Annotated in this window: 32 protein-coding genes and 1 pseudogene; 30 read left to right on the plus strand and 3 right to left on the minus strand. The window is 31.9% G+C overall.

Annotated elements, in window-relative coordinates; translation table 11 throughout:
• Window positions 1–74: 74 nt before the first annotated feature.
• The 10 genes from U472_RS05340 to U472_RS05385 all read left to right on the plus strand — a co-directional run bounded on the left by U472_RS05340 (window position 75) and on the right by U472_RS05385 (window position 7,963).
• Complete coding sequence (locus U472_RS05340; protein WP_068716272.1) at window positions 75–488, plus strand: nucleoside recognition domain-containing protein; 414 nt, start codon at window positions 75–77, stop codon at window positions 486–488.
• A gap of 19 nt (window positions 489–507) precedes the next feature.
• The gene (locus tag U472_RS05345) at window positions 508–990 is read left to right on the plus strand and encodes a nucleoside recognition domain-containing protein (RefSeq protein ID WP_068716273.1); all 483 of its coding nucleotides are present in this window, start codon (window positions 508–510) and stop codon (window positions 988–990) included.
• A 97-nt stretch (window positions 991–1,087) separates the two neighbouring features.
• A complete protein-coding gene (locus U472_RS05350) occupies window positions 1,088–1,999 on the plus strand; it encodes a DMT family transporter (RefSeq protein ID WP_068716274.1) in 912 nt (303 codons plus the stop codon).
• A 196-nt stretch (window positions 2,000–2,195) separates the two neighbouring features.
• Window positions 2,196–2,684 (plus strand): flavodoxin domain-containing protein, encoded by a 489-nt coding sequence (locus tag U472_RS05355; RefSeq protein ID WP_068716275.1) that lies wholly within the window; start codon window positions 2,196–2,198, stop codon window positions 2,682–2,684.
• Window positions 2,685–2,730: 46 nt separating this feature from the next.
• Window positions 2,731–3,123: an FMN-binding protein gene (locus U472_RS05360; protein ID WP_068716277.1), complete on the plus strand. Its 393-nt coding sequence runs from the start codon at window positions 2,731–2,733 to the stop codon at window positions 3,121–3,123.
• A gap of 3 nt (window positions 3,124–3,126) precedes the next feature.
• Window positions 3,127–3,669, plus strand: a complete 543-nt coding sequence (locus tag U472_RS05365; protein ID WP_068716282.1) for a flavodoxin domain-containing protein — start codon at window positions 3,127–3,129, stop codon at window positions 3,667–3,669.
• A 457-nt stretch (window positions 3,670–4,126) separates the two neighbouring features.
• On the plus strand, window positions 4,127–5,149 hold the full coding sequence (locus U472_RS05370) for a BamA/TamA family outer membrane protein (protein ID WP_068716284.1): 1,023 nt from the start codon (window positions 4,127–4,129) through the stop codon (window positions 5,147–5,149).
• 320 nt (window positions 5,150–5,469) lie between these two features.
• Window positions 5,470–5,826, plus strand: a complete 357-nt coding sequence (locus U472_RS05375; protein ID WP_068716293.1) for a hypothetical protein — start codon at window positions 5,470–5,472, stop codon at window positions 5,824–5,826.
• Between the two features lie 193 nt (window positions 5,827–6,019).
• Entirely contained in the window at window positions 6,020–7,036 is a 1,017-nt protein-coding gene (gene ltaE / locus U472_RS05380) for a low-specificity L-threonine aldolase (RefSeq protein WP_068716298.1), read from the plus strand.
• A gap of 48 nt (window positions 7,037–7,084) precedes the next feature.
• Window positions 7,085–7,963, plus strand: a complete 879-nt coding sequence (locus tag U472_RS05385; protein ID WP_068716300.1) for a shikimate dehydrogenase — start codon at window positions 7,085–7,087, stop codon at window positions 7,961–7,963.
• Window positions 7,964–8,005: 42 nt separating this feature from the next.
• On the opposite strand, the gene U472_RS05390 is transcribed toward U472_RS05385, so the two are convergent.
• On the minus strand, window positions 8,006–8,239 hold the full coding sequence (locus tag U472_RS05390; protein ID WP_068716302.1) for a hypothetical protein: 234 nt from the start codon (window positions 8,237–8,239) through the stop codon (window positions 8,006–8,008).
• Window positions 8,240–8,465: 226 nt separating this feature from the next.
• On the opposite strand from U472_RS05390, the gene U472_RS05395 reads away from it, so the two are divergent.
• Complete coding sequence (locus tag U472_RS05395) at window positions 8,466–9,791, plus strand: IS701 family transposase (protein ID WP_068716305.1); 1,326 nt, start codon at window positions 8,466–8,468, stop codon at window positions 9,789–9,791.
• Window positions 9,792–9,846: 55 nt separating this feature from the next.
• Here the strand turns inward: U472_RS05395 and U472_RS05400 are convergent, their stop codons facing one another.
• Window positions 9,847–10,038, minus strand: a complete 192-nt coding sequence (locus U472_RS05400; RefSeq protein WP_068716309.1) for a hypothetical protein — start codon at window positions 10,036–10,038, stop codon at window positions 9,847–9,849.
• A gap of 255 nt (window positions 10,039–10,293) precedes the next feature.
• Window positions 10,294–10,710: pseudogene (locus U472_RS05405) on the minus strand (ATP-binding cassette domain-containing protein); the annotation flags it as partial.
• 194 nt (window positions 10,711–10,904) lie between these two features.
• On the opposite strand from U472_RS05405, the gene U472_RS05410 reads away from it, so the two are divergent.
• The 19 genes from U472_RS05410 (at window position 10,905) to U472_RS05495 (ending at window position 25,080) form a co-directional block, all read left to right on the plus strand.
• On the plus strand, window positions 10,905–11,366 hold the full coding sequence (locus U472_RS05410) for a pilus assembly FimT family protein (protein ID WP_068716311.1): 462 nt from the start codon (window positions 10,905–10,907) through the stop codon (window positions 11,364–11,366).
• Between the two features lie 10 nt (window positions 11,367–11,376).
• Window positions 11,377–11,745, plus strand: a complete 369-nt coding sequence (locus U472_RS05415; RefSeq protein WP_068716312.1) for a type IV pilus modification PilV family protein — start codon at window positions 11,377–11,379, stop codon at window positions 11,743–11,745.
• A 9-nt stretch (window positions 11,746–11,754) separates the two neighbouring features.
• Window positions 11,755–12,219, plus strand: coding sequence for a PilW family protein (locus U472_RS05420; RefSeq protein WP_068716313.1), 465 nt, complete (start codon window positions 11,755–11,757; stop codon window positions 12,217–12,219).
• Between the two features lie 14 nt (window positions 12,220–12,233).
• Window positions 12,234–13,031: a helix-hairpin-helix domain-containing protein gene (locus tag U472_RS05425; protein WP_068716314.1), complete on the plus strand. Its 798-nt coding sequence runs from the start codon at window positions 12,234–12,236 to the stop codon at window positions 13,029–13,031.
• A gap of 22 nt (window positions 13,032–13,053) precedes the next feature.
• On the plus strand, window positions 13,054–13,569 hold the full coding sequence (locus tag U472_RS05430; RefSeq protein ID WP_068716316.1) for a PilN domain-containing protein: 516 nt from the start codon (window positions 13,054–13,056) through the stop codon (window positions 13,567–13,569).
• The gene (pilO, locus tag U472_RS05435) at window positions 13,566–14,114 is read left to right on the plus strand and encodes a type 4a pilus biogenesis protein PilO (RefSeq protein WP_068716318.1); all 549 of its coding nucleotides are present in this window, start codon (window positions 13,566–13,568) and stop codon (window positions 14,112–14,114) included. Before U472_RS05430 ends, pilO begins: the two co-directional genes overlap by 4 nt.
• 2 nt (window positions 14,115–14,116) lie before the next feature.
• Window positions 14,117–14,677, plus strand: a complete 561-nt coding sequence (locus tag U472_RS05440; RefSeq protein ID WP_068716320.1) for a hypothetical protein — start codon at window positions 14,117–14,119, stop codon at window positions 14,675–14,677.
• 324 nt (window positions 14,678–15,001) lie between these two features.
• On the plus strand, window positions 15,002–16,207 hold the full coding sequence (gene aroC / locus U472_RS05445; RefSeq protein ID WP_425415767.1) for a chorismate synthase: 1,206 nt from the start codon (window positions 15,002–15,004) through the stop codon (window positions 16,205–16,207).
• A 4-nt stretch (window positions 16,208–16,211) separates the two neighbouring features.
• A complete protein-coding gene (locus tag U472_RS05450) occupies window positions 16,212–16,718 on the plus strand; it encodes a shikimate kinase (protein WP_068716322.1) in 507 nt (168 codons plus the stop codon).
• A gap of 39 nt (window positions 16,719–16,757) precedes the next feature.
• On the plus strand, window positions 16,758–17,843 hold the full coding sequence (aroB, locus tag U472_RS05455) for a 3-dehydroquinate synthase (protein WP_068716326.1): 1,086 nt from the start codon (window positions 16,758–16,760) through the stop codon (window positions 17,841–17,843).
• A gap of 2 nt (window positions 17,844–17,845) precedes the next feature.
• Window positions 17,846–18,280: a type II 3-dehydroquinate dehydratase gene (aroQ, locus tag U472_RS05460; protein ID WP_068716328.1), complete on the plus strand. Its 435-nt coding sequence runs from the start codon at window positions 17,846–17,848 to the stop codon at window positions 18,278–18,280.
• 32 nt (window positions 18,281–18,312) lie between these two features.
• Window positions 18,313–19,386: a M24 family metallopeptidase gene (locus tag U472_RS05465; protein ID WP_068716329.1), complete on the plus strand. Its 1,074-nt coding sequence runs from the start codon at window positions 18,313–18,315 to the stop codon at window positions 19,384–19,386.
• Between the two features lie 100 nt (window positions 19,387–19,486).
• Window positions 19,487–20,050 (plus strand): elongation factor P, encoded by a 564-nt coding sequence (efp, locus tag U472_RS05470; protein WP_068716330.1) that lies wholly within the window; start codon window positions 19,487–19,489, stop codon window positions 20,048–20,050.
• 707 nt (window positions 20,051–20,757) lie between these two features.
• Window positions 20,758–21,468, plus strand: coding sequence for a YetF domain-containing protein (locus U472_RS05475; protein ID WP_068716332.1), 711 nt, complete (start codon window positions 20,758–20,760; stop codon window positions 21,466–21,468).
• Window positions 21,469–21,624: 156 nt separating this feature from the next.
• Complete coding sequence (gene creD / locus U472_RS05480) at window positions 21,625–22,968, plus strand: cell envelope integrity protein CreD (protein WP_083189770.1); 1,344 nt, start codon at window positions 21,625–21,627, stop codon at window positions 22,966–22,968.
• Window positions 22,965–23,363 (plus strand): alpha/beta hydrolase fold domain-containing protein, encoded by a 399-nt coding sequence (locus U472_RS17370; RefSeq protein WP_083189771.1) that lies wholly within the window; start codon window positions 22,965–22,967, stop codon window positions 23,361–23,363. Before creD ends, U472_RS17370 begins: the two co-directional genes overlap by 4 nt.
• The gene (locus U472_RS05485; RefSeq protein ID WP_068716335.1) at window positions 23,360–23,542 is read left to right on the plus strand and encodes an alpha/beta hydrolase family protein; all 183 of its coding nucleotides are present in this window, start codon (window positions 23,360–23,362) and stop codon (window positions 23,540–23,542) included. Before U472_RS17370 ends, U472_RS05485 begins: the two co-directional genes overlap by 4 nt.
• A 325-nt stretch (window positions 23,543–23,867) precedes the next feature.
• Window positions 23,868–24,350 (plus strand): GIY-YIG nuclease family protein, encoded by a 483-nt coding sequence (locus U472_RS05490; protein ID WP_068716337.1) that lies wholly within the window; start codon window positions 23,868–23,870, stop codon window positions 24,348–24,350.
• 151 nt (window positions 24,351–24,501) lie between these two features.
• The gene (locus U472_RS05495; protein WP_281201079.1) at window positions 24,502–25,080 is read left to right on the plus strand and encodes a TetR/AcrR family transcriptional regulator; all 579 of its coding nucleotides are present in this window, start codon (window positions 24,502–24,504) and stop codon (window positions 25,078–25,080) included.
• Window positions 25,081–25,126 lie beyond the last annotated feature (46 nt).

A 25,126-nucleotide genomic window follows, 5' to 3' on the forward strand; every position in this document is an offset into this window, starting at 1 on the left:
TGATTAATTATAAAATGATATGGATACTAATAAATATGTAATAAGCAAATTTGCTGAATAAAGGAGGAAAAGTAATGGGTGAAGCAATTAAAAGGGGAATTAAAAAATCTTGGAGTACTTATCTGTCTCTAATGAAAATTATTATTCCAGTTTATATAGCTGTAACTTTTCTGAAATATACAGGAGTTATAGGATATCTCGACAAAATCTTTAGCCCGATGATGAAGTTGGTAGGCATGCCAGGTGAAGCTGCCTTAGCATTATTAACGGGATATCTAATGAATATCTATGGTGCTTTAGGGGTAATTGCTGGTTTAGATTTGGGAGCAAGAGAGATTACTATCTTAGGTACTATGTTAGGATTAGCACACAGTTTAATTATTGAAGGGGCTATTATTAAAAGAATAAGAGTAAAGCTATTTCCTTTAATAAGTTTAAGGATAATGCTATCCTTAATCTCGGGAGTTATATTGAATATACTTTTATAAAGGAGTTGAATTATATTAGATGGATTGGACAGGATTTTTTTCTGAAGTTATCAATGGAAGTTTAGGGATGTTAAAGACAGTAGCACTAATCTTATTTCCATTACTTATTGGTGTTGAAATAGTAGATGATCTTGGTTTGTTAGATAAATTCTCTAGTTTATTTGCACCTATCTTAAGGAATTTTAAGCTACCTAAAGATGCTAGTCTACCATTGATTGTGGCTCAGGTCTTTGGGATTACCTATGGGGCTGGACTTATTATTAGAAGTGTAGAAGAGGATAGATTATCTGCCTCAGAGTTGATGACTATGGCTGTATTTTTAATGGTCTGCCATGCCGTAGTTGAAGATACATTGTTATTTGTTGCTATCGGTGGAAATGGATTGATTATGTTAGGCTCTAGAGTAGTCTTGGCAGTATTTATTACTTATTTATATACAAGGTATTTTGTAAAAGGTGAAGAAGTAGATATAGAAGTTTTATCAGAAGCTAAGTGCCACTAAAAGAGCAATGATAAGTAACAAGTAAAAATAATAGATATTAATGCAAGGAAGAGTTATAACTCTTCCTTGTTTAGTAGTATTTAGAAGGGAGAAGTTTATGAAAGAATTTTTATCAAGGCGTGTTAAAGCTGATTTATCATTATTATTTGTAGTTATAATCTGGGGGAGTACCTTTGCATTTATGAAGGATATCTTTAATAAAATTACTCCATTCTATTTTCTAACCTTAAGGTTCACCTTTGCAACGCTGATTTTGGGGTTAATCTTTTATACAAAGGTCAAGAAACTGGATTTAGAGACATTAAAGTATGGATTATTTGCTGGAGTATTTCTTTTTGGGGGCTATGGATTACAGGTTACAGGATTAGGGTTGACTGATGCTTCTAAAGCAGGCTTTATTACAGGGCTAGCAGTAGTTTTAGTACCAATTCTGTCAGCAATTATCTTTAAGAAGATGCCAGAATTAACAACATCTGTAGGGGTTATTTTGGCTACTATAGGGTTGGGTTTATTGAGTTTTAGTGGAAGTTTAATATTCAATTTAGGGGATTTTTTGATCTTTTTATCAGCCTTCTCTTTGGCAGTACATATACTTTTAGTCGATAGATATGTTAAGAGTAAAGACGCAATTTTATTTGCCATTATTCAAATTGGAACAGTAGCTTTATTGAGTGGAATCTTTACTTTGATTGAAGATGGCTATGTTTGGGTGAATGACATTAATGTTTGGAGTAATGTAATATATATGGGCTTACTTGCTACAGCTTTAGCTTTTATTATTCAGAATAAGGCTCAGCAATTTACAACCCCAACAAGAACAGCAATTATTTTTGTAATGGAGCCAGTCTTTGGAGCTTTATTTGCTTACCTCTATCTTGGAGAGCTAATCAGTGCAAAGGGATATTGGGGAGGGGTTTTAATTGTATTAGGGATGTTATTGGCTGAGTTAAAGTTTGAAAATATTAAAAAGTTATTTATAAATAAAAATGGAATAAATGAACTCAACTAAAGCATTAGATTTAAATCTAATGCTTTAGTTATTATGAATAGCTTTCTAAAACATGGCATTGACATTTATTCCAAAACATAGTAAGTTATAATTAAATAATGAATGATATTCATTTAATGTCTTTTATTTAGAAAGATATTTAATTAAAGATATTGATACAGAAATTAAAGGAAGTTTAAGAAGGAGGAAAATTAAAGTGAAAATATTACTTGTTTATGCTAGCAAATATGGTGCTACTAAAAAGGCGGCAGAAAAATTGGCTGAATATTTAGGAGATAGTGTTAAATTAGTTAATTTGAAAGAAGGGAATTTAAAAGGGATAAGGTTAAAAGATTATGATACAATTGCAATTGGTGGTTCTATCTATACTGGAAGAATTCAAAAGGAAGTAACTAAATTCTGTTCAGATTATAAGTCAGAAATTATAAGTAAAAAACTAGGATTATTTATCTGCTGTGGTAATGAGCAAGAGTTTGATAATCAATTAAGGAATTCCTTTGAGCAAGAGCTTATTAATCATGCAATTACAAAAGGTTATTTTGGCTATGAATATAATCTTAAGAAGATGAACTTCTTGTTTAAGATGATAATTAAAAAGATTGCTAATATAACCAAGAGTGAGTCTGCTATAGCGGATAATAATATTAAAGATTTTGCAGCTAAACTAGTAGTAGAAGATAATTAAAATAGATTTAAGGGGTAAATTTATATATAAATAGGAGGTTTTATAAATGAGAGTATTTAAATTAAGGGAGGTTCTTTATTTGCTTTTAGCTTTAATAATTACAATGAGTTTAACAGGATGTAGAGAATTAGAAGATATAGAAATCAATGATATAAATCTTGGAGAAATAGAGGATGGGCAATATATTGGTGAATATACCACTACACTTGTGGCGGCAAAGGTCGCAGTTAAAGTTAAAGACCATAAAGTAGTTAGTATCGATATTTTAGAACATAGGAATGGGCGTGGTCAAAAGGCAGAAAGGATAGTAGATTCAGTGATTAGGCAACAGAGCCTAAAGTTAGATGTCATTTCTGGTGCAACTGGGAGTAGTAAGGTTATCTTAAAAGCAATTGAGAATGCGTTATCTAAAGAAAAATCATTAAAAAGGAGGAGTTAATAAATGGGAGAGCAGAGTAAAAAGGTTGCAGTTATTTATAAATCTAAGTATGGAAGTACCAAACAATATGCACAATGGATAGCTAGGAGGGTACAAGGGGATTTATTGGAAAACTTTAGGGTGAAGGTGGATGATTTACAGGATTACGATACTATAGTTTTAGGTGGTTCTTTACATGCGGTAGGAATTAAAGGGGTTGAATTGATTACAGATAATTTTAGAGAATTAAAGAATAAGCAGATTATAGTATTTGCAGTTGGCTGCTCACCTGTAACAGAAGAGGCTATCAATCATATTATTAATCATAACTTTACAGAAGAGATTAAAGAAAGGATAAACTTCTTCTATTTAAGAGGTGCCTTTAATTATAAGAAGTTAAACTTGATTGATAAGCTACTAATGCTTGCCTTAAAGTTTAAGATAAAGATGCAAAAAAAAGGAGAGTTGGATGAAGACACTAAAGCATTGCTAGATAGTTATGATAATCCAGTAGATTTTACTGATGAAGAGGCAATTGCTCCGATTATTGAATCTATAAACAAATAAATAATTTATTAAATTAACGACTTTTGCCAGTAGAAGAATTGATACAACAGATAGATATTACTTTTACTTTAGTGTACAGTTGACTGTTGACAGTTAAGGTTTTTAAAACCGAAAAAAATTCCTGTTTGAACGAAGCAAGGATTGAGCTAGATCTTTAGAGTTTAATAAAAATTTAATTAAAGAACCTAATTAAAGAACCTAATTAATGAGAATAGCTATTATTTTGATTGCTGAGTGAGTAGACTTTGCCACGAAGTGGTTGCTTTATAACCCCAAAGGTAAAACTGGTAGGTTTGGTTTCTTTTGGGGCAATGCCAAAAGAAACTCGCCTTTAGGCGAAACCTAAGAATTTTGTCTACTTTTTAAATAGTAAAAGTATCGCAATATACCTATAAAAAGTCATTATTAGTCATACGAAATTTAAATAATTTGAAATACCTAAGGAGGAAAGAAAATCATGAAAAAATTATTTTTACTAATTGCCTTAATCATTTTAAGTACTAGCCTTGTTTGGGCAGCAGAACCAGAAAGTAAGACGATTTCAGTCCCAATCATAGCTAGTAGCCCAGAAACAGGAGTGATGTTAGGAGGGATGGCTATCTATTTAAAGAAGGCAGACCAAGAGACGCTCAAGGTGGATTTAGGAGCAATGTATACTCAAGAAGAACAAACCAATATATTTTTGGTAAGTGATAAAAGTTATGGTGATAAGGAGATAGGTTTAGCCGTTAGTTATCAAGATTGGATTTCAAAATTTTATGGTATAGGAAATAATACAGATTATGATAATGAAGAAGATTATGATTATAAAGGCTTTAAAGTAAAGGGAAGTATTAGTAAAGAGATAATAAAGAATAATTATTTGGGAATTATCACAAGCTATGAAGATTATAATATAAAGTTGGATAAGAAGATAGAAGGGATTGAAGGGACTGATGGAATAGATTTATTTGGGTTTGGGTTTAAATATTCTTATGATACTAGAGATAGGAAAATGAATACCAGAAGTGGTCATTATTTCAATTATGAGGCAGAAGCCTATAATCATGATTTGATAAATTATAAATTTATTAAACATGAGCTGGATTACAGGATCTTTAAACAGCTATATAATCATCATGTAATAGGTTTTCAAACTATGTTAGAACTTAATCGAGGAGATGTACCTTTTCAAAAATTATCTTCTCTTGGTAATGGTGACATTATGAGAGGTTTTCTAGATGGAAGGTATATAGATAAGAATAAATTTGCTGCTCAAATCGAATATAGATATCCAATTTATAAAAAGTTTGATGGGATAGCATTTGCTTCAATAGGAGAAGTATATAATCAAAATTTTGAGATAGATGAATTAAAAGAAAGTTATGGATTAGGAGTCAGATATAATTTAGATGATAAAGAGGGTATTAATCTAAGGTTCGACCTAGCTTTTGGTGGGAATGATACTAAGGTTTATATAAATCTTGGAGAGGCTTTTTAATTTAGTGATTTAAAGGTTACTTAATTAATTGATAAGAGAGCAATTACTATGTTAATTTTTGAATATAAGAAAATATTAAAATTTTAAAATTTTTTGTATCTTTTTATCTTTATATACACATAATATTATGTAAGAGCAGGGTGATTATGCTCTTTCTTTAACTAACATTTAAAAGCTAAAGGAAGTACTGAAGGAGATTATAGCAGATATGGAGTATCAAAGGCTTATGGAAATAGTTTGAAGGTCTATCTATTCAATCAAGATAATTAGTAGAAGAAATTATCTGTAGTAGAGGCATTAACTAGAATAGGGGGATAAAAATGAAGCTTCTAAAACCGGTCAATTCAGAGAATATTCTAATTGGTGTTGGTGTGGCTGCTTTAACCTATTTATTAGGACCAAAGATCAAACGTAATGCTAAATCTTTTACAGAAAAAGGAAGGCAGGGAATTAGGATGGCTGGTGATGCGGCTTCTGAAGCTATTGATGATGGTAAGGAGAAGATGGCTGATATCTTTGATGATATGGAGAATGAGTATTCAAGTATTCACTCAGAAAATGATGAACTTACTATGCTATATGATGAATTAGAAGCAGACAGAGAGCAGTTAAATGAATTAACAGGCTTAGTATATGACTTGAAAGAAGAAATTGCAAATCTAAAGAATTATCAATAATTTATGATATGTTTTTAAACCTTATAGCATAATGCTATAAGGTTTTTCTAATTTTATTAATTTACTGTCAATTAAAAGATAAGTGATGAATCTGCTTATTATATCTTTAAACAAGGAAATTAAGCTTCAATCTTGAATTTAACAAAGTAAGATTATTATTTAGTTAAGTAGATGATTAAAGGGGGTAGAATAGATGAAGGTAATTGATTTGCGCAGTGACACAGTTACCAAGCCAACAACCAAGATGAGAGAGGTTATGGCTTATGCTGAAGTAGGTGATGATGTCTATGGTGAAGACCCTACTATCAATAAATTGGAGCAGAAAGCAGCAGAATTAGTTGGTAAAGAGGCAGCCTTATTTGTAGCAAGTGGAACTATGGGGAATTTATTAGCAGTAATGACCCATACTCAGCCTGGTAATGAGATTATTTTGGGGAAGAACTCTCATATATTTCAATATGAAGTAGGAGGCCTTGCTAAGTTAGCAGGAGTGCAAGCTAGAACTTTAGATGATAGTGAAGGTATCTTCTCTACTAAAGATTTATTATCAGCTATTAGAGGTGAAGATATCCATTATCCAGAAAGTGGTCTAGTCTGTTTAGAGAATACCCATAATAAGGCTGGTGGAGTAGCTATCCCAAAGAATAAGATAGATGAGATTTCTAAGACTGCCCATCAGCATAATATCCCTGTCCATTTAGATGGAGCTAGAATCTTTAATGCAGTAACTGAGCTAGAAGAGCAGGTTATAGATTTAGTTGCAGAGGTTGATTCAGTAATGTTCTGTCTATCCAAAGGATTAGCAGCTCCAGTCGGTTCTATCTTAGCAGGTACTCAAGAGTTTATTGATAAAGCTAGAAAGAATCGTAAGATGCTAGGTGGTGGAATGAGACAAGCAGGTATCTTAGCTGCAGCAGCATTGGTAGCTATAGAAGAGATGATAGATAGATTAGCATTAGACCATGATTTAGCTAAGAAGTTAGCTGAAGGCATAGATTCAAAAGTAGTGACCCTTGAATCTGTCAATAGTAACTTTGTAATCTTGAAGGTTAATGAGCAGTTATATGATACTAAAGGTTTAATAACAGAATTGGATAGAAAAGGAATCAAAGTTAGTCAGTTTGGTTCAGACTTACTTAGGGTAGTTACCCATAAAGATATTAGTAAAGAGGATATTGACAGAGTAATTGACATTTTTTCAGAATTATAAGTTTTTATTTAAATAGACATTATTAATTGTAAATTAGGAGGAGTTAGTATGGAGAAGGTTATATTAGAAGACAATTTAGCAGAGATAAGTTTAACAGGGTTATTTGGTTATCCAGTAGAGCATTCTTTTTCACCAGCGATGCATAACAGTGCTTTTAAGGAGAGAAATTTAAACTCTTTATATCTTCCCTTTGCCATCAAGCCAGAGAATGTAGAAGAAGCAGTCAAGGGCATTAAAGCCTTAAACCTTAGAGGGGTAAATGTAACTATTCCTCATAAGCAAGCAGTAATACCTTATCTTGATGAGTTATCAGAAGAGGCAGAGTTAATTGGAGCAGTCAATACTATTGAAAATAGAGATGGAAGGCTGATAGGGTATAATACCGATGGAAGAGGTTTTATCAGATCATTGAAGGAAGAAGGAGACTTTGAAGTTAAGGGCAAGAAGGCTCTAATCATAGGTGCAGGAGGGGCAGCAAGAGCTGTTGTTTTCCAATTAGTTCTAGAAGGAATCGACAAAGTTTATATCTCTGATTTAGATCAAGAGCTTGCTCAAACTTTAGCAGATGATGTTAATAATAGAGTTGATTCAGCTAAGGTAGTGGTTATCTCTTCTAAGAAGGTAGATGAGACTGTAGTTAAAGTAGATCTAGTAGTAAATGCTACTCCAGTAGGGATGTATCCTAAGGTAGATGTCAAACCAGTAGTAAGTGCTGAAGTATTACACAAGAACTTAGTTGTTTATGATTTGGTCTATAACCCTGTTGAGACAGTCTTGTTAAAGGCTGCTAAAAAGGCTGGTGCGAAAGCTGTAAGTGGTTTAGGAATGCTACTATATCAAGGGGCAATAGCCTTTGAAATTTGGACTGGTGTAGATGCTCCAATCAAAGTGATGAGAGCTGCATTAGAAGAAAAGTTAGGATTGTAATTATTATTTCCAAAATAAAGCTCAGGCAATTTGCCTGAGCTTTTAATATCCGTAATATTTCTCTAAAATTCCAAAGATTTTATTTTTAATAGCAGTAGGAGCATTGTTGAAAGAAACTTTTTTTTGTGAGGGAGATAAATCATATCCTTCTCCTAGATAATCACAACTTCCAATAGCATTCATCTTATAAACCTTCTCATCGATTATTACTGTGTAATCCCTCTTATTCTCTAAAATTTGAAAACAGGGTACTCTAGAAGATAATTGAATAGACAATTATATCACCTCTATAAGTTATTTCAATTAACCTTTATAATGAAGGATTTATTCATGATTATAAAGATAATTGATTTTAGTGCTTGATAATTTAAATTTTTATCTCTTGTTCACCACTTTACAAGAAATTAGATAAACAAGTTACCTAAAAATAACAAAATCAGACACCTTAATCCTAGGAATAATAATCATATCAGAGAAAAATACACCTAGGAGGTGCCTGACTATGATTAATATTCCCAATAATTCAATAAACCAAACATTAAAACAATATTTATTAAAATATCGTTCTATTTTCACAAAACCAAGTTTTCAAATATTTCATTGGCTAGTATTGGCTATAATTTCTATGGAAGAAATAAGATCTATAAATTTTTTATATGATAATTTCATTAGTAAGTATAGCAATAAGGCTTTAAATTCTTTTTACTACTTTTTATCTTATACTAATTTCTCTATAGAAAAGTTAATGCTTTGTACTTTACGAATAGTACTTAACTTAATTAATGTATCCCAACGGGATACAACAATATTCCTAAGTATAGATGATACTTTACAAGCAAAGTATGGTAATAAATTTGACTGTTATTATAGGATTTTCGACCATACCAGTAGAACAGGAAGTTCTTATCTAAAAGGACATTGTTTTGTATCTCTAGTTATTAATATTCCTTTAAAACATAAGGGGCAAATTAGATATTTAAGTTTGCCAATAGGCTATAAACTCTATGATAAAAGTAAGAGTAAACTTGAATTAGCCTCAAAATTAATAGATACTGTAATGAATTTGTTGGAATCATACCAAGTTATCCTTTTATGTGACAGTTGGTACACTAAAGGTTCTGTTCTTAATACTGTTAGTTCTTACGATAACTTAGATTTAATAGGTGCAGTAAGAAAAGATACTGCAATTTTTGATTTGCCACCTAAACATAATGGAAAGCGTGGTAGACCTAGACTTAGAGGTGACAAATTAGATATTCATGCCTTTTCTTATGAAAAGGCTAATAAATATTTCATTTCTACTCGAAAGGTGATGACTAGACTCTTTAAAGTTCCAGTATATATTACAGTTACAACTAAAGATATTGATAAATTTTCTTCTACAAGGTTATTTATTTGTACTATTACTCCAGATGAGATTAATATTTTTAAAAATCACGATGTCGAAAAAACCAAATATGATAATACTGATTTTAAGCAAGTACCACTTTGTGCTTATAATATTAGATGGAATATAGAAGTTATCTTTTATCAGCATAAATTTTTCTGGTCTTTTGGCAACTATATGGTAAGAAATAAAAAAGCTATAGAAAGGTATGTTAATTTACTCGCCATTACTTATACTTTTGTTTCAGTACTACCATTTATAGACCTAAAATTTGAGCAATATAAATTTAAAAGTCCTCAAGTAATAAAAAGAACTATAGCTGATAGACTTACTAAGGAATTAATTTTTGATAGTTTCGTATCTTCACTCGAAAGTAGCAAAATTTATTCTAAGATTCATAAAGCTATTAACTCTTTTCTACAAGATGACAAGATTGCATAGTCAAACTTGTAAAGTGGTGTCTCTTGTTCTTATCTATTAGTTATATATTAAGTTGTTAGATACAACCTAAGGTTTTTTGAATATATGATTTATTTGGATTATTTTTGATAGTACAGCTATTTGTATTATTATCAAACCAAACACATTCCTCTTTTAAACAAGAGCTATTATATAAAATCTTATCTAAATTGGCCTCTTTTTTAATCAAGCTCTTGTTTGCTATAAAGAGTAAAGGACAAGTGTGCATTTATTATATCCTCCTCTATCAATGATAATCACCCAATTTTAGAATCGAATTTAATTATTAAAGTCTCTTATCTGTATATCTGCTTATATTATTATGTGAAATCTTTGTGAAATAGAAGATAACTTTTTATTTTATCTGATTAATTGAATTTTGAAAATGATTCAACAATGAACTTTGTGATTAATATTAATTTTAAGTTTTAACCAAGATAAAAATTAAAAATCCTAGTAGATTCCTCCATTAGGATTTTTTTATTTAGAATACTAGCTCAAATTGGCTTTCATATAATGATTTATAAACCCCATTATCTTGATTTAATAAACCTTGATGCCTTTCTTCCTCTACAATACCATCATCAGTTAAGACTAGAATCTTATCAGCATCTATAACTGTAGATAATCTATGAGCGATTACTAGAGTAGTTCTATCTTGTGCCAGCTGTTTTAAGGACTCTTGAATTATCTTTTCACTCTCATTATCTAAAGAAGAGGTTGTTTCATCTAAAATTAGAATTGGTGGATTCTTTAAGAAGGAACGAGCAATAGATATTCTCTGCTTCTGACCTCCAGATAGCTTGACACCACGTTCACCGATATTGGTATCATAGCCCTTCTCTAAATTCATAATAAATTGATGGGTATTGGCTTTCTTAGCTGCTTCTATAATCTCTTCAAAGAACTTAACTTGTCACTTGTTATCTTTTACTGGTTACTGTCGCAATATCTCTATTATGTTATACAAAGATATAGTCTAAGATGCCTAATAGAAAAAATTGGATCTAGTAGGTATAATTTTACTGCTGATGGAAATTATAATCTGACAATAGTATCGAGTACAAGATAAAAAGAAAGTAAGGTAATTATTATATGTTAAAACACGAAGAAGGATTTACCTTAGTAGAAGTGATGATGGTAGTTGCCATTATTGGTGTCTTAACTTCATTATCTTATCCAAAGTTTAAGGGGTATGTTGACTACTTAGAATTAGCCACTGTTACAAATAATTTAGTTATCGACTTACAGTGGGCAAGGCAACAATCTATTATTAAAAAGGTTCGTCATGGGATTGTCTTCTATCAATCTGATAATAAATATCAGGTTGTTAAAGATAAAGGCACTAATCAAATAATTAAGGAGGTAGATTTAAAGGATAGTAAGGTGAAATTAGGTGAGATAACCTTTTCATCTAGTACTGGAGAAAAAGAGGTCTTCTTTAAAGTTCTTGGTAACTTGGATGGGGGTAATGGCAGTATAGAGCTAGTCAAAGTAGGATATGGTAGAAAAAAGATAACATTCTCTTCTAATGCAGGGGAGTTGAATATAGAGTAGGTGATGTTTTATGAATTATAATTTCAATAATGAAGCTGGATTTACTATGATTGAACTACTAATAGCTATTTCAATTTTAGGAGTAGTATTACTTCCTTTAACAGATATGCTAATTGATAACACCAGCAAGGTAATAGAGGCTAAGCAAATGACTATAGCTATCAATTTAGCTAGATTGAAGCTAGAAGAGCAAAGAGTTAAAGCTTTTGAAGATATTAGTAGTAGAGCTTTAACTGAGATGGACGAGGAGAGTTTTAATAATTATAAATATTCAGTTGAAGTTAATAATATCAAAACAAAGGTTAAAAAGGTTGTAGTAAAGGTTTATTTTAAGGAGAATATCAAGGCTGAATTACTTACTTTTATAAGGGATATGTAGGAGGTAGAGATGATAATAGTCAGGAATGATAGTGGATATACACTTATAGAGATAATGTTTGTTACTGTTATTTTAGGGATAGTAAGCTCTTCTTTATATCGAGTCAATCGAAATATCTCTAATACTTGGAAATATAATAAGTTACAAGCTGGTCTACAGCAGGAGTTAAGGATAAGTATGAATATGGTAGTTACTAATTTACAGCAAGCTAGATTTATAAAGAGTGTTGAGAGTAGTTTAACTTCTAAGATTGTTTATATAGACCAAAAAGGAGAGAAGAAGAAAATATATTATAAATCAGAAGGCGGGCTCTGTTTAGACTATGATTATAATATTATCAGTAATAGGATTAGCTGTTTTAGTTTAAAACTGGTAAATAACCTGTTGTATATTACTTTGAAAATTGAGAAACAGAATAAAGAGGAGTTATTAAAGACAGCAATAAAGATTAGACCTGAACAATTAAATCTTTAAATTGGGTGATAGTAATGAAAGTACACGAGGATGGATATGCCTTAATTTTAGTGTTTGTAATGTTAACAATCTTTGCACTTCTCTTTCCAGCGATATTGAGATTGAGTATAACTGAATTTGTTATAGCTAAGAATCTTCAAGAGGGTGTAAAGGATTATTATTTAATAGAAGGAGTAGTTGATTTAGGAACAAATGAGATTCATGATGAGTTAGAGGATTTAATCATAGATAAGGGGTATATTAGCGCTGAAGATTTGCAGTCTCTAAATAAAGAGGAGAGTTTAGAAATATTTGATAATAATCATAATCTGATAATTAAATATAAAATTCTTGAGATAGTAGATGAGAGTAGCAAGATTAATATCAATACTGCTAGTAGAGAGATGTTAAAGTCCTTAAATGGAGTAGGAGATACTATAGCAGATGATATCATTGCTAAGAGAGAGTTTAATACTGTTGAAGAGTTATCTCAAGTCAGTGGGATAGGTGAAATTGACAGTGAGACCTATAATCAGATAAAAGGTGATATTACAGTTAGGTCTGATGGAAGGATAAATATTAATACTGCTTCTATTCTGGTTTTGGAATCTTTAAGTGGTATCGGTGATACCTTGGCTGAGAATATCAAAGTTGCCAGACCTTTTGCTAATAAGGAGGACATTAACGGGGTCGATGGAATTGGTGAAGTTATCTACTCTAATTTAGAGGATAAAATCAAAGTAACTTCACATAGTTTCAAAGTAATATTAGAAATAAGTGTTGAAGATAAGGGAATTAAGAGGAAGATAACAAGGTTTATAGAATTAGAGTGAGTCTAAGAAAGGGGAATAATAAGTGAATTTAATTCCACTGGAATATCGCTTAAAGCTTAAATATCAGAGGAATAAAGAGAGAGGGATAGTTCTTTCTGTAATTATATTGGCTATCATGACCGGTTTTAGTATTTATAATTATAAGATTATCTTAAGCTATCAAGATAAGATAATAGTTCTTAATAATAGATTGGACTCTTTAAGACCAGTGATAGCAAAAAATAAATTGTTAGAAGAAGAGAAATCAAAGCTTAAAAGTAAAGAGAAGCTAATTAGCTGGTTATCAGAAGGTGTTAGCTATCAGCAAATCTTAATAGATCTTAATCTATTGGTTCCTAAAGGTGTAGTGTTGAACGAGTTTATAATTAATGAGAATAAAGAATTACAGGTGGGTGCTGAAAGTATTAATAATATTAAGGTTATAGAGATGATTAACCGAATGGGAAATTACCACTATTTCCATAAAGTCAGTCTGAATTATACCGAAACTGTAGAAGATAAAGTCACTTTTAGAATAGAGGGAAGGTTGAGGTTATGATCAATAGTCTAAGTAAAAAGAAATTAGAATCTTTAGTCCCATTAATTATATGTATTTTATTGGTCACCCTTATATACTTCTTTAATATTCGAGTGAATAGAGTTAAGGCAAGAAAGTTAGAATTGGCTATAAAGAGTAAAGAAGATAATATTGAGGCATTAAGTCAGATAGCTTCTAATCCTAAAGGGCGGAAAGTTATAGAGGATAGACTATTTAAAGAGAAGGTGAGACTAGATGCTATTATACCTTCTAAGATGGAGTTGACTAAATTCTTGAAAGATTTAGAAGTATTGCTTGATGAAAATCAGATTAATCTTGATAATTTCTCAGTAGAAGATTTTATAATAGAAGATGAGTATATTAAAGCTCCAATTAACTTGTCATTTTCAGCAGAGTATCAGAAGATAATAGATTTCTTTAATAAAATAGAAGAGATGGAGAGGTTAGTGACAGAAGAGAAGCTATCTATTATTAAAGATAAAGGTGATAATTTAAAGGTGAAGACATTACTATGTATTTATTCTTTAAAGGAGGAAACTAAGTAAAGGTGAATAGACTTAAAAGGAAGAGGAGAGACTGGATTAGTAAGCAGAAGATAAAGTTGATTCTGTCAATAATCTTAAGTGTTTTTGCTATCTTTTTATGGGGGAGAATCTTATTGATTGAGGATAATAATGAGCCAGTTACTATAAGTAAAGCAGAGAAGAAGAGCAATGCTACTGAAAAGATAGATAATCAGATAAAAGATGCTAATAAAACTAAGCATTCAAAAATAAGCAATCAATATAAAATTAATAATATAGAAAGGAAGTCACCTTTTGCTAAGCAAAGCAATAATAGACTAGAGTTCAGTTACAATAATAAGGTGGAAGAGGATAAGAATAATATACATCAATTAAATTCAAGCAACTCTTCCTTTTCTTTAGTAGGGGTTACTAAAAAGGGTGAATCTTCTTTAGCTTTATTGAAGGCAGAAGATAGAGTTTATCTTCTTAAAAAAGGTGAAGAACTAGAAGGTTTTATAGTGCAGAGGATAGATAATAAGGAAATTATATTATTAAAGGATGATATTGAATATAAATTAGATATAATTAAATATAGTTTTTAGTATAGAGCTGGGGGTCAATCTCCAGTTTTATTTGTGGAATTAAATATTTTGTTATTTTATAGTATCAGTTAAGATAGATATTGAGACAGTAATGAGAAAAGATTTTTAACTATTACTAAAATTTCACAATATATTCAGATTATATTAATTAGTGATATCATAATATTAACTATAGGTGTAAATATTACATTAATAATAGTATTAATTTTTTTATTAGTTTAAGATAATATAAAAAATATCTATAATAAGACAGGAATTATAGTTGATAATCAAGAATGTTAAAGAACAAATTACTAGATATGAGCAGTAGAGAAGGAGGAGTAGATGAAGATGCGTTATTTAACAGCAGGAGAGTCCCATGGAAGAGCGATTACAGCAATATTGGAAGGTATCCCAGCAAATTTAGAGATCACTAAAGAGGATATTGATAGAGAGTTGGCTAGAAGACAAGGTGGTTATGGTCGTGGTGGTCGAATGAAGATTGAGACTGACAAAGCCAATGTCTTGTCAGGGATTAGAGGTGGAAAGACTTTAGGAAGTCCAATTACCTTACAGATAGAGAATAGAGATTGGATTAACTGGGAAGAGGTGATGGATCCTTTTGGTGATAGTGGATATAGCCAAGAAGAGTTAGTGATTAAAAAAGAGACTAAGATTAAGCATGTTAAGCCAAAGGTTACTAAGCCCCGTCCAGGTCATGCTGATTTAGCTGGAAGCTTGAAGTATAATCATGAGGATATTCGGAATATTTTGGAGAGGGCTAGTGCTAGAGAGACAGCTATGAGAGTAGCAGTTGGGGCTATTGCCAAGACTTTTCTTAAAAACTTTGGTATTGAAGTAGTAGGTCATGTCTTACAGGTTGGTACTGTAGCCTTAGATAAAGAGGTAGATATGAGATTAGAAGATATTAAAGTAAAGAGTGAAAGTTCTCCCTTAAGATGTGTCGATGAAGAGACTTCCCAAAAGATGATTGAGGAGATTGACCGTTGTAAAGAGGAAGGAGATTCTTTAGGTGGAATCTTTGAGATTAGAACTACTAATCTGCCAGTTGGTTTAGGAAGCCATGTACAATGGGATCGGAAGTTAGATGCCCGTTTGACTATGGCACTGATGAGTATTCAAGCAATCAAAGGTGTAGAGGTTGGTTTAGGTCTTGAAGCAGGTAAACGATGGGGCTCTAAGGTCCATGATGAAATCTATTATAATAATAAATTTTATCGTACTACCAATAATGCAGGAGGAATTGAAGGTGGAATGACCAATGGTGAGCCTATTATCTTAAGAGCAGCTATGAAGCCAATTCCTACCTTATATCAACCATTATCTTCAGTAGATTTAGAGACAAAAGAGAAGTTTAAAGCCAGTGTAGAACGCTCTGATGTGACTGCTGTACCAGCAGCTAGTGTAGTTGGAGAAGCAGTGGTTGCCTTTGAATTGGCTAAAGCCTTCTTGGAGAAGTTTGGTGGAGATAGTATGGAAGAGATTAAAGCAAATTATGAAAATTATCTCGCAATGGTAAGGGAGAGATAAGGTCATGAATATATCATTGATTGGATTTATGGGCACTGGAAAGACTACAGTAGCTAAGCTTTTAGCTGAAAGGTTAGATTATTGCTTGGTAGATTTAGATGAAGAGATAGTTAAAGAGGAAAGTAGGTCTATCCCAGAAATCTTTGCTGAAGATGGTGAAGAGTACTTTAGAGATGTTGAGACTAAGGTTACTCTAAATATAGCTAAAGGTGATAAGCAGGTTATCTCAACTGGTGGTGGAGTTGTATTACGAGAGCAGAATATTGAGAATCTAAAGAGTAATGGGGGGGTAGTAGTTCTATTAAGTGCTACTGCTGAGACTATATTTGAGCGGGTTAGAGATGAAGGTGGTCGTCCACTATTAGAGGTGGAAGATCCTTTGGCTAGGATTAAGAGTATGCTGGCAGAGCGAGCAGAGAAGTATAACTGTACAGAGTATCAGATTGATACAGATAAATTATCAGCAGAAGAAGTAGTAGAAGAAATAATAAAGATAGTTGATAGTTTATAATGTATAATTACTATAGGTTGGGCTTAGAAAGGAGAGAGTATGGAGCAGCTTAGAGTAGATTTAGGAGAGAGAAGTTATGATATCAAGGTAGGTTATGATATATTATCAAAGGTTGGAGAATACCTTAAAGAACTTAATTTAGGCTCTAAGGTCTTAATTATTACTAATGAATTGGTTGATAGTTTATATGGTAGAGAAGTTGAGCAGGCTGTTGAGGAAGCAGGATTTGAGGTTAATATCGCTAAGATTGGTGATGGTGAGAAGTACAAATCCTTGGATACTGCTAGAGAACTCTATGACCAAGCAGTAGAGGCTAATTTAGATAGAAGTTCTACAATAGTAGCTTTAGGTGGAGGCGTAGTTGGTGACATAGCAGGATTTATTGCATCTACCTATATGCGTGGAGTCAACTTTGTACAGATTCCTACTACAGTCTTATCACAAGTGGATAGTAGTGTAGGAGGAAAGGTAGCTGTTAACCATCCCCAAGGTAAGAATTTAATTGGAGCTTTTTATCAGCCTAAGTTAGTAGTAGCTGATATTAAGGTCTTAAAGACGTTAGAGGAGCGACAGTTAAAAGCAGGTTTGGCTGAGGTAATTAAGTATGGTGTTATCTGGGATGAGGAGTTTTTTAACTTTTTAGCAAACAATAGAAATAAGATTTTAGGTTTAGATACTAACACAATGGAGTATCTACTCAAACGTTGCTGTGAGATCAAGGCTGAAGTAGTTGCTCGGGATGAGAGAGAGTTGGGATTAAGAGCTATCTTAAATTACGGTCACACTATTGGTCATGCCTTAGAAGCGGTAACTGACTATCAAAGATTTGTTCATGGTGAAGGTGTAGCAATTGGTATGGTAGCAGCAGCTAAATTAGCTAATAAGATAGGTATCTTAAATGGGACTGATGTAGAGAAACAAGAAGAGCTAATTAAAGAATTTGGTTTACCAGTCTCTTTTGAAGGTTTAAATATTGAATCTATTATGAAAGCATTAGCTAAGGATAAGAAGGTCAAAGATGGCATGGTTAGATTTATTCTGGCAGAAGAGATAGGTCAAGTAGTAATTAAATCAGATTTGCCACATAATATAATTAGAGAAGTATTAGAGGAGTTGAGAGGATAGAGATGGTTTTAGTAATTCATGGACCAAATTTGAATTTATTAGGGGTTAGAGAACCTGATGTCTATGGTCTAAAGACCCTAAGTGATATAAATAGTAGCTTACGGGATATTGCGTCTAAGAAGGGTGTAGAGTTGAAGATTATTCAGTCAAATAGTGAAGGTGAGATTATTGATGTTATTCAGAAGGCTTTTCACCAAGATGTAGATGCAATTATTATCAATCCTGCTGCCTATACTCATTATAGTATAGCCATTCGTGATGCTTTGGCAATGCTTGATATTCCTATTATTGAAGTACACTTAAGTAATATCTACAAGAGAGAGGAATTTAGACATAAGTCAGTTATCTCTCCAGTAGTTACAGGGCAGATTGCTGGCTTTGGGGCTAATAGTTATATCTTAGCTTTAGAACAAGTGATAAGATTACTTAATAATTAACAATGTAAAATTTACAATTAGGAGGTGATAAAATGAAGGAAAGAATCTCTAAATTACAGGCAGAATTAAAAGAAGCAAAATTGGATGCATTATTAATCAATACACCTGAAAATCGTAGATATATGACTGGTTTTACTGGAACTGCTGGGACTGTCCTAGTCAGTCAGGAAGAAGCAATCTTAATCACTGATTTTCGATATACTCAACAAGCCAAAAAGCAATCTCCAGACTATAGAGTCGTTGAGTTTAAGGACTCTAAACTTGATAAGATCAATAAGTTACTTACAGAGTTAAAGGTAGAGAGTTTGGGATTTGAGGCTACTTATGAGAATTATAATACATACTTGAATTATCAAGAGAAGTTAGATGTAGAGTTAAAGCCTACTGAGAGCCTAGTCAAGAAGTTAAGAATGATAAAGAATGTTGATGAAATCGAGAAGATTAAAAAGGCTGTAGAGATTGCTGATGATGCCTTTACTATGATTAGAGATTTTCTTAAAGTTGGCGTTGTTGAGCGAGATGTAGCTTTAGAGTTGGAGTTATTTATGAAACGGGCAGGGGCTACAGATAATGCCTTTAAGTTTATCGTTGCTTCTGGAGAGCGTTCGGCATTACCCCATGGAGTAGCAAGTGAGAAGAAAATAGAAGCAGGGGACTTTGTAACTATGGATTTTGGTTGTGTCTATGATGGTTATCATTCTGATATGACTAGAACTGTAGTAGTAGGTGCTAAGCCTAGTGTTAAACAGCAAGAGATTTATGAGATAGTTCTCAAAGCACAATTGGAGTCAATCAAAGCAATTAAAGCTGGAATAACTGGTAAGGAAGTGGATCAGGTTGCCCGTGATATCATCACTGAAGCAGGTTTTGGTGACTACTTTGGTCATGGATTGGGTCATGCTGTAGGTTTAGAAATCCATGAAGGACCTAGACTATCTCCAAAGGGTGATACTGTTCTAGAAGCTGGAATGGTAGTAACAGTAGAACCAGGGATTTATCTCCCTGACTGGGGTGGAGTTAGAATTGAGGATATTGTTGTAGTAACAGAGGACGGCTGTGAGATTCTAACAGACTCAACAAAAGAACTATTGGCAATTGACAATTAGGAATTGAGAATATACAATAATAAAGTAATTGACATAATGTGCAATGAACAATTAAAATTATTAAGCTCTTAACTGTACACTATAAAGAGGGGGATACATAATGATTTCTACAAGTGAATTTAAGCCAGGAATGACTATTGAAATGGATGGTAAGTTATACTCCATCATGGGTTATGACCATGTTAAGCCAGGTAAAGGTGGTGCTTTCCTACAGACCAAACTTAGAGAGATAGAGTCTGGAAGAATCATCAATAAACGATTTAGAGCTGGAGAGAAGGTCAATCAAGCTTATGTAGATACAAGAGAATATCAATATTTATATAGAAGTGGTGATGACTTTATCTTCATGGATAAAGAGAGCTATGTACAGCTTACTTTGACTAAAGACCAGATTGGCGACTCTTACAAATATATCAAAGAGAATAGTGATATCCAAGTTCAAATGTATCAGAACAATCCAGTTGGTATAGCTGTACCAGATACAGTAGAACTAGAGGTAATTCAATCCCCACCTGCTGTTAAAGGGAACACTGTCTCTGGTGGTACTAAGGATGTAACTGTAGAGACTGGAGTAGAGGTAACTGTTCCATTATTCGTTAATAAAGGTGATATTCTAAAGATTGATACAAGTACTGGAGAGTATATGGAGAGAGTTAATAAGTAAGTTTAAGATTAAGATTGAGTGAGGGCGCAGAGATTGCGTCCTTTTTTCTTTGGTAGAGATTACTTAGCTATTTTAGAGATTAAGCTATATTATTCATAAGGTTAAATTGTCTTTATTAATTGTGAAATAGTAATTTTCTACATAGTTGTATATATTAAATAAGAGTTTTTGATTGAATAGCTTGTACTATTTAAAAATTTGGAATAATAGAGAGATGATGATAGAAACTGTGTCAATGTAAAATTGACAATTAAAAGAAATTAAAGTTTTTTAAGGAGAAGAAAATTATTGTTTAAACGAAGCAAATATTCTAAAAAATAATAGATTTAAGATAATCTTTGAATTAGGAATCTTAAATTTCTTAATCTCAATGTATATTGATTGCGCAGTGAGTGGGCTCTGCCACGAAGGGTTTGCTCTTTAAACCCGTAGATATATTTTCTTCTTGATTGGACTTGCTTTGCACGAAAGGGAATTACACTATATTCTCTGTAGGATCACGAAGGGTTCCCTACAGGCTTTTAGTAAAAAAACTTCCGTAATAAACTTAAGAATGAACCCGTAGTTTTACTTACTTTTTTAAAAGTAAAATTGTCGCAACCTCCCTAAAAAATGATAATTTTCATATCAAAGATAATTGGTATAATTAGTTAATCTAATCAAATAATAAATAACATAAATCTTTAATTACTCTGGAGGTAGTAGTAATGAAGGAATATTTGGAAGCTGTTTGGACAACCTTAATTATATTTGTATTATTAGTGGTCTTAACCAGGTTAGTTGGAAGAAAGTTACTTGCTCAAATTACCTTTTTTGATTTTGTAACTGGGGTAACTATTGGAACGATTGCAGGAGCATATGTTGTAAATGAAGTTAAAGGAAATGCTGTTTTATTAAGTCCAGTTATTTTGGTTATCTGTACGTTAGGTCTTGGTTATTGGACTGTAGAAAATCTAAAAATAAGGAAATTAGTTAAGGGAGAACCAGTAGTTATTATTCAAAATGGTAAAATTTTAGAGAAGAATATGTTTAAATCCAGGTACACCTTAGATGCTTTAGAGATGCAATTGCGTGAGAAGGATGTCTTTGATATCAATGAGGTGGAATTTGCTATTTTAGAACCTGATGGAGAATTGAGTGTATTAAAGAAGACCCCTTATAATCCTCTAACCCCTAAAGACTTAAAATTAGATACTGAGTATAAAGGGTTAGCAACAGAAATAATTAAAGATGGAGAGGTTTTAGAGCAGAATCTAGAGCAGAATAACCTTGATTTTAATTGGTTATATCAAGAGCTACATGCCCAGGGGATAGCTAATATTCAAAAAGTTATGCTAGCAAGTTTAAATACTGATGGGTCACTATATATAGATTTAAAGGATGAATATCCAGATTATACACAGAAAATAGAAGATTAGATGAGGATGCAGTTAATGCATTTTTTTTTTATTTTGCTATATAGAAGGAAATGTTAGACCTTTATTGAAATCATTAGTAGCTATATTTATATGATTCTTCTTTTAAGAATATCATTTATCAAATATTTTAATTTAGAAGTAAAGGGGATGACTTTTATGGATTTTGAAAAGTTTAGAAGCTTTATCAAAGAGTCGGTAATTTTCAAGATGTTATCAATAGGAGCTTTAATCTTAGTATTATTAATTCCAACTGCGATGGTTACTTCATTAATTCGAGAAAGAAGCTTTAGAAAAGAGGATGCTATTAGAGAGATAACTTCAAAGTGGGGTCAGAGTCAGATCTTAGGTGGGCCTATACTTACTATTCCTTATGAAATATATTATAAGGATAGTAAAGCAGAAGTTAAAACAAGGGTTAGTTATGCTCATTTTTTACCAGAAGACTTATATATTAAGGGAGAGATTAATCCTGAGGTTCGATATAGAGGGATTTATAAGGCGGTATTATATACTAGCGAATTAAAGATAGAAGGTAAATTTTTAGCTCCAGATTTTGCCAAATTTAATATTAAAGAAGAGAATGTTAAGTGGGAAGAGGCTTTCTTATCTTTAGGAATCTCTGATATGGTAGGAATTAAGGAACAGATTAAGATTATGTGGAATAAAGATGATTTTATTGTTGAACCAGGAACTAAGATTAGAAATATCTTTGAATCAGGAGTAAATATAAGCCTTCCCTTAACTTCAGCAGGAGAGTATAATTTTGCTTTAGATTTGAACTTAAATGGAAGCCAAGAGTTGAACTTTTTACCCTTTGGTAAGAAGACAGAGGTAGAGTTGAACTCTAAGTGGCAGAATCCAAACTTTAAGGGTAGCTTCTTACCTGCTAATAGAGAGGTTACTGAGAATGGATTTAAAGCAGAGTGGAAGGTATTAAACTTGAATAGAAATTATCCTCAACAGTTGTTGGAAGAAGATAGTAAGGAGATTGGTAAGAGTATTTATAAATCAGCTTTTGGTGTTAACTTACTTCTTCCTGTAGACCTTTATCAGAAGAGTAACCGTTCTATCAAGTATGCTATTATGTTCATCTTCTTAACCTTTTTAGTATTCTTTTTTGTTGAGGTATTAAATAAGATTAATATCCATCCTATCCAATATCTATTAGTTGGATTTGCCTTGATTATATTTTATCTATTATTACTATCACTGTCGGAGTATCTTTATTTTTGGATTGCTTACTTAATTGCTAGTATCAGTACTATTTTGTTAATCACCCTTTATGCTAAGAGTATATTTATAAAGAATATCTTAGCAGGACTAATGGGAGGAATTTTAACACTTCTATATGCTTTTCTGTATATACTATTAGAAAGCCAAGACTTTTCACTATTAGTGGGTAGTATTGCTGTCTTTATTATTCTAGCTACTGTAATGTATTTATCAAGAAATATAGATTGGTATACAATCAGCTCTAATATGGAGGGGAGTGGGAAATAGGTACTAATAATGGCTATGAAGAGGTTTATAGTGTTTCTAGACCACTAATTGAGAATGGATATGCTGTTGCGATAATAGACTATAGATTATATAATGAAGCAGAGTTCTCAGCTCAGATAGAAGACTGTAAAGCTGTTGTTAGATGGCTTAGGGCTAATGGAGAGAATTATGTTTTTAATCCTGAGAAAATTGGAGTTTGGGGACGTTCAATCGGGGGGCATTTGGCATCTTTATTAGGTACAGCAGGAGATGTTAGAGGTTTTGATCTAGGTGAGTACCTAGATCATTTAAGCAAGGTACAAGCAGTCTGTGATTTTTATGGAATGACAGATTTATTAGAGATAACAGAGGTGAATCCAATTAATTATATAAGCCTAGAAGTACCTCCTTTTTGATTGTTCATGGAGAGGCAGATATTGAGGTTTCTCTTTTGCAAAGTGAGCTATTATATAATACTTTAAAGAGATTTGATAATCAAGTGGAGTTATGTATCTTAGAGGGTGAAGGGCATACTTTTGATCTTATTAATAAAGAACTTCATCAAGATTTATATACTAAGATAATAGATTTTTGATAATTATTTAAGGTAATTCTTGAAGAGAAGTTTGATATACTATGGAGAATTTTGTACCTTTACTTATTTTAATTACCTTACTCCCCTTTGTAGTTATATCTGAATATATAAGATTAGCAGAAAAGGGTCAGAATAAAAAGACTATAATTCTTAAAGTAATATTAAATATTTAGCAATTATTTTATTAAAGCTGTTACTTGTCCATCTGCCAGAAGAGTATGATAAAATTCTAAATCTAATAATAATCTTAGTTGTATTCTTCAAGTACCGTAGTAAGGTGAAGAAATAGATTAAATAACATTATTTTAAGGAGAGGAAATTAAAGATGTCATGGCGAAAGATTAAGAGCACAATCACAGCAGATCCTGGAACATATATCTTAATTTTAGAAGCTAAAGAGAATAAAAGGGTTAAAGTTGGTAAACTAGGATATTTTAATATCCTAAAAGGTTATTATGCTTATGTAGGGAGTGCTTTTGGTTCTGGAGGGGTACACTCAAGGGTCAGAAGGCATAATAAGAAGTATAAAAAACTCTATTGGCATATTGATTATTTGAGAAAGGTGACAGAGCTTATTGAGATTTGGTATACTTATGGAAGAGAGAGGTATGAACATAAGTGGGCACAAGTACTGGAAAGTTTAGAGGATAGTTATGTTCTTTTTACTGGTTTTGGGTCGAGTGATTGTGATTGTCAAGCACATCTGTTCTACTTTAAGGAAGTACCTGATTTTAATAGTTTTTATAGAGGATTACATGAAACTTCTCAAAATAATAATGTAACAGAGTTATTGAGATTGGAATTATAATCTAGTTAAAGGGCTTGTCTGTTAAAATATTTTATAGATTATCTTGATTTTTCTACTAATTTAGTTATAATTATATAGACAATTATATAAACAATTATATAAAACTTAAATTTAAAGGAGGGAGATTGTAATCGATAGTAAAGAGAAGATAATCAATACTGCTTTCAAACTATTTATCTGTAAAGGATATCAAGGAACCTCCCTAAATGCTATTGCTAAAAAGTCAGGATTGACTAAAGGTGGTATTTATCATTATTTTGATAGTAAAGAGAATTTATATTATCAAGTTTTAAAGGATTTTTTTACTCCAAATGGAATACCTAAATGGCTAGAGAATATAGATTTAAATATAAAGGATTTGATTTGGAAAGGCTTTGAATCTCTTAAAGAGAAGAAAAAGTATATTCAAGACTTGGTAGGTTCTGATACTGATGATGCAATTTTACATTATTATACCTTTTTATATGAAGCTACTCGGAAATATCCAGAGTTTCAAAGGGCAATAGATGAATCTGATAAGCTTAAGATAGGAGTTTTAACAGCTGCTTTTAAGCAGGCACAAGAAAGAGGAGAGATTCGTCAAGATTTAGATCCAGAAGTCTTATCCTTTGAGTTAGATGCATTATTGCAGCAGTTATCATATTTGAACTTTGTAAATCCAGGTATCAAGCAGAATCAAAATATGTTTAAGAGATTATTTGATAACTATTGGCTAAGGCTGAAAGTGTAATTTTTTTATCTCAAAAACATACCGACTGGTAGGTATGAATGGAGGG

The sequence above is a fragment of the Orenia metallireducens genome (assembly GCF_001693735.1).
GTDB classification, from domain to species: Bacteria; Bacillota; Halanaerobiia; order Halobacteroidales; family Halobacteroidaceae; genus Orenia; species Orenia metallireducens.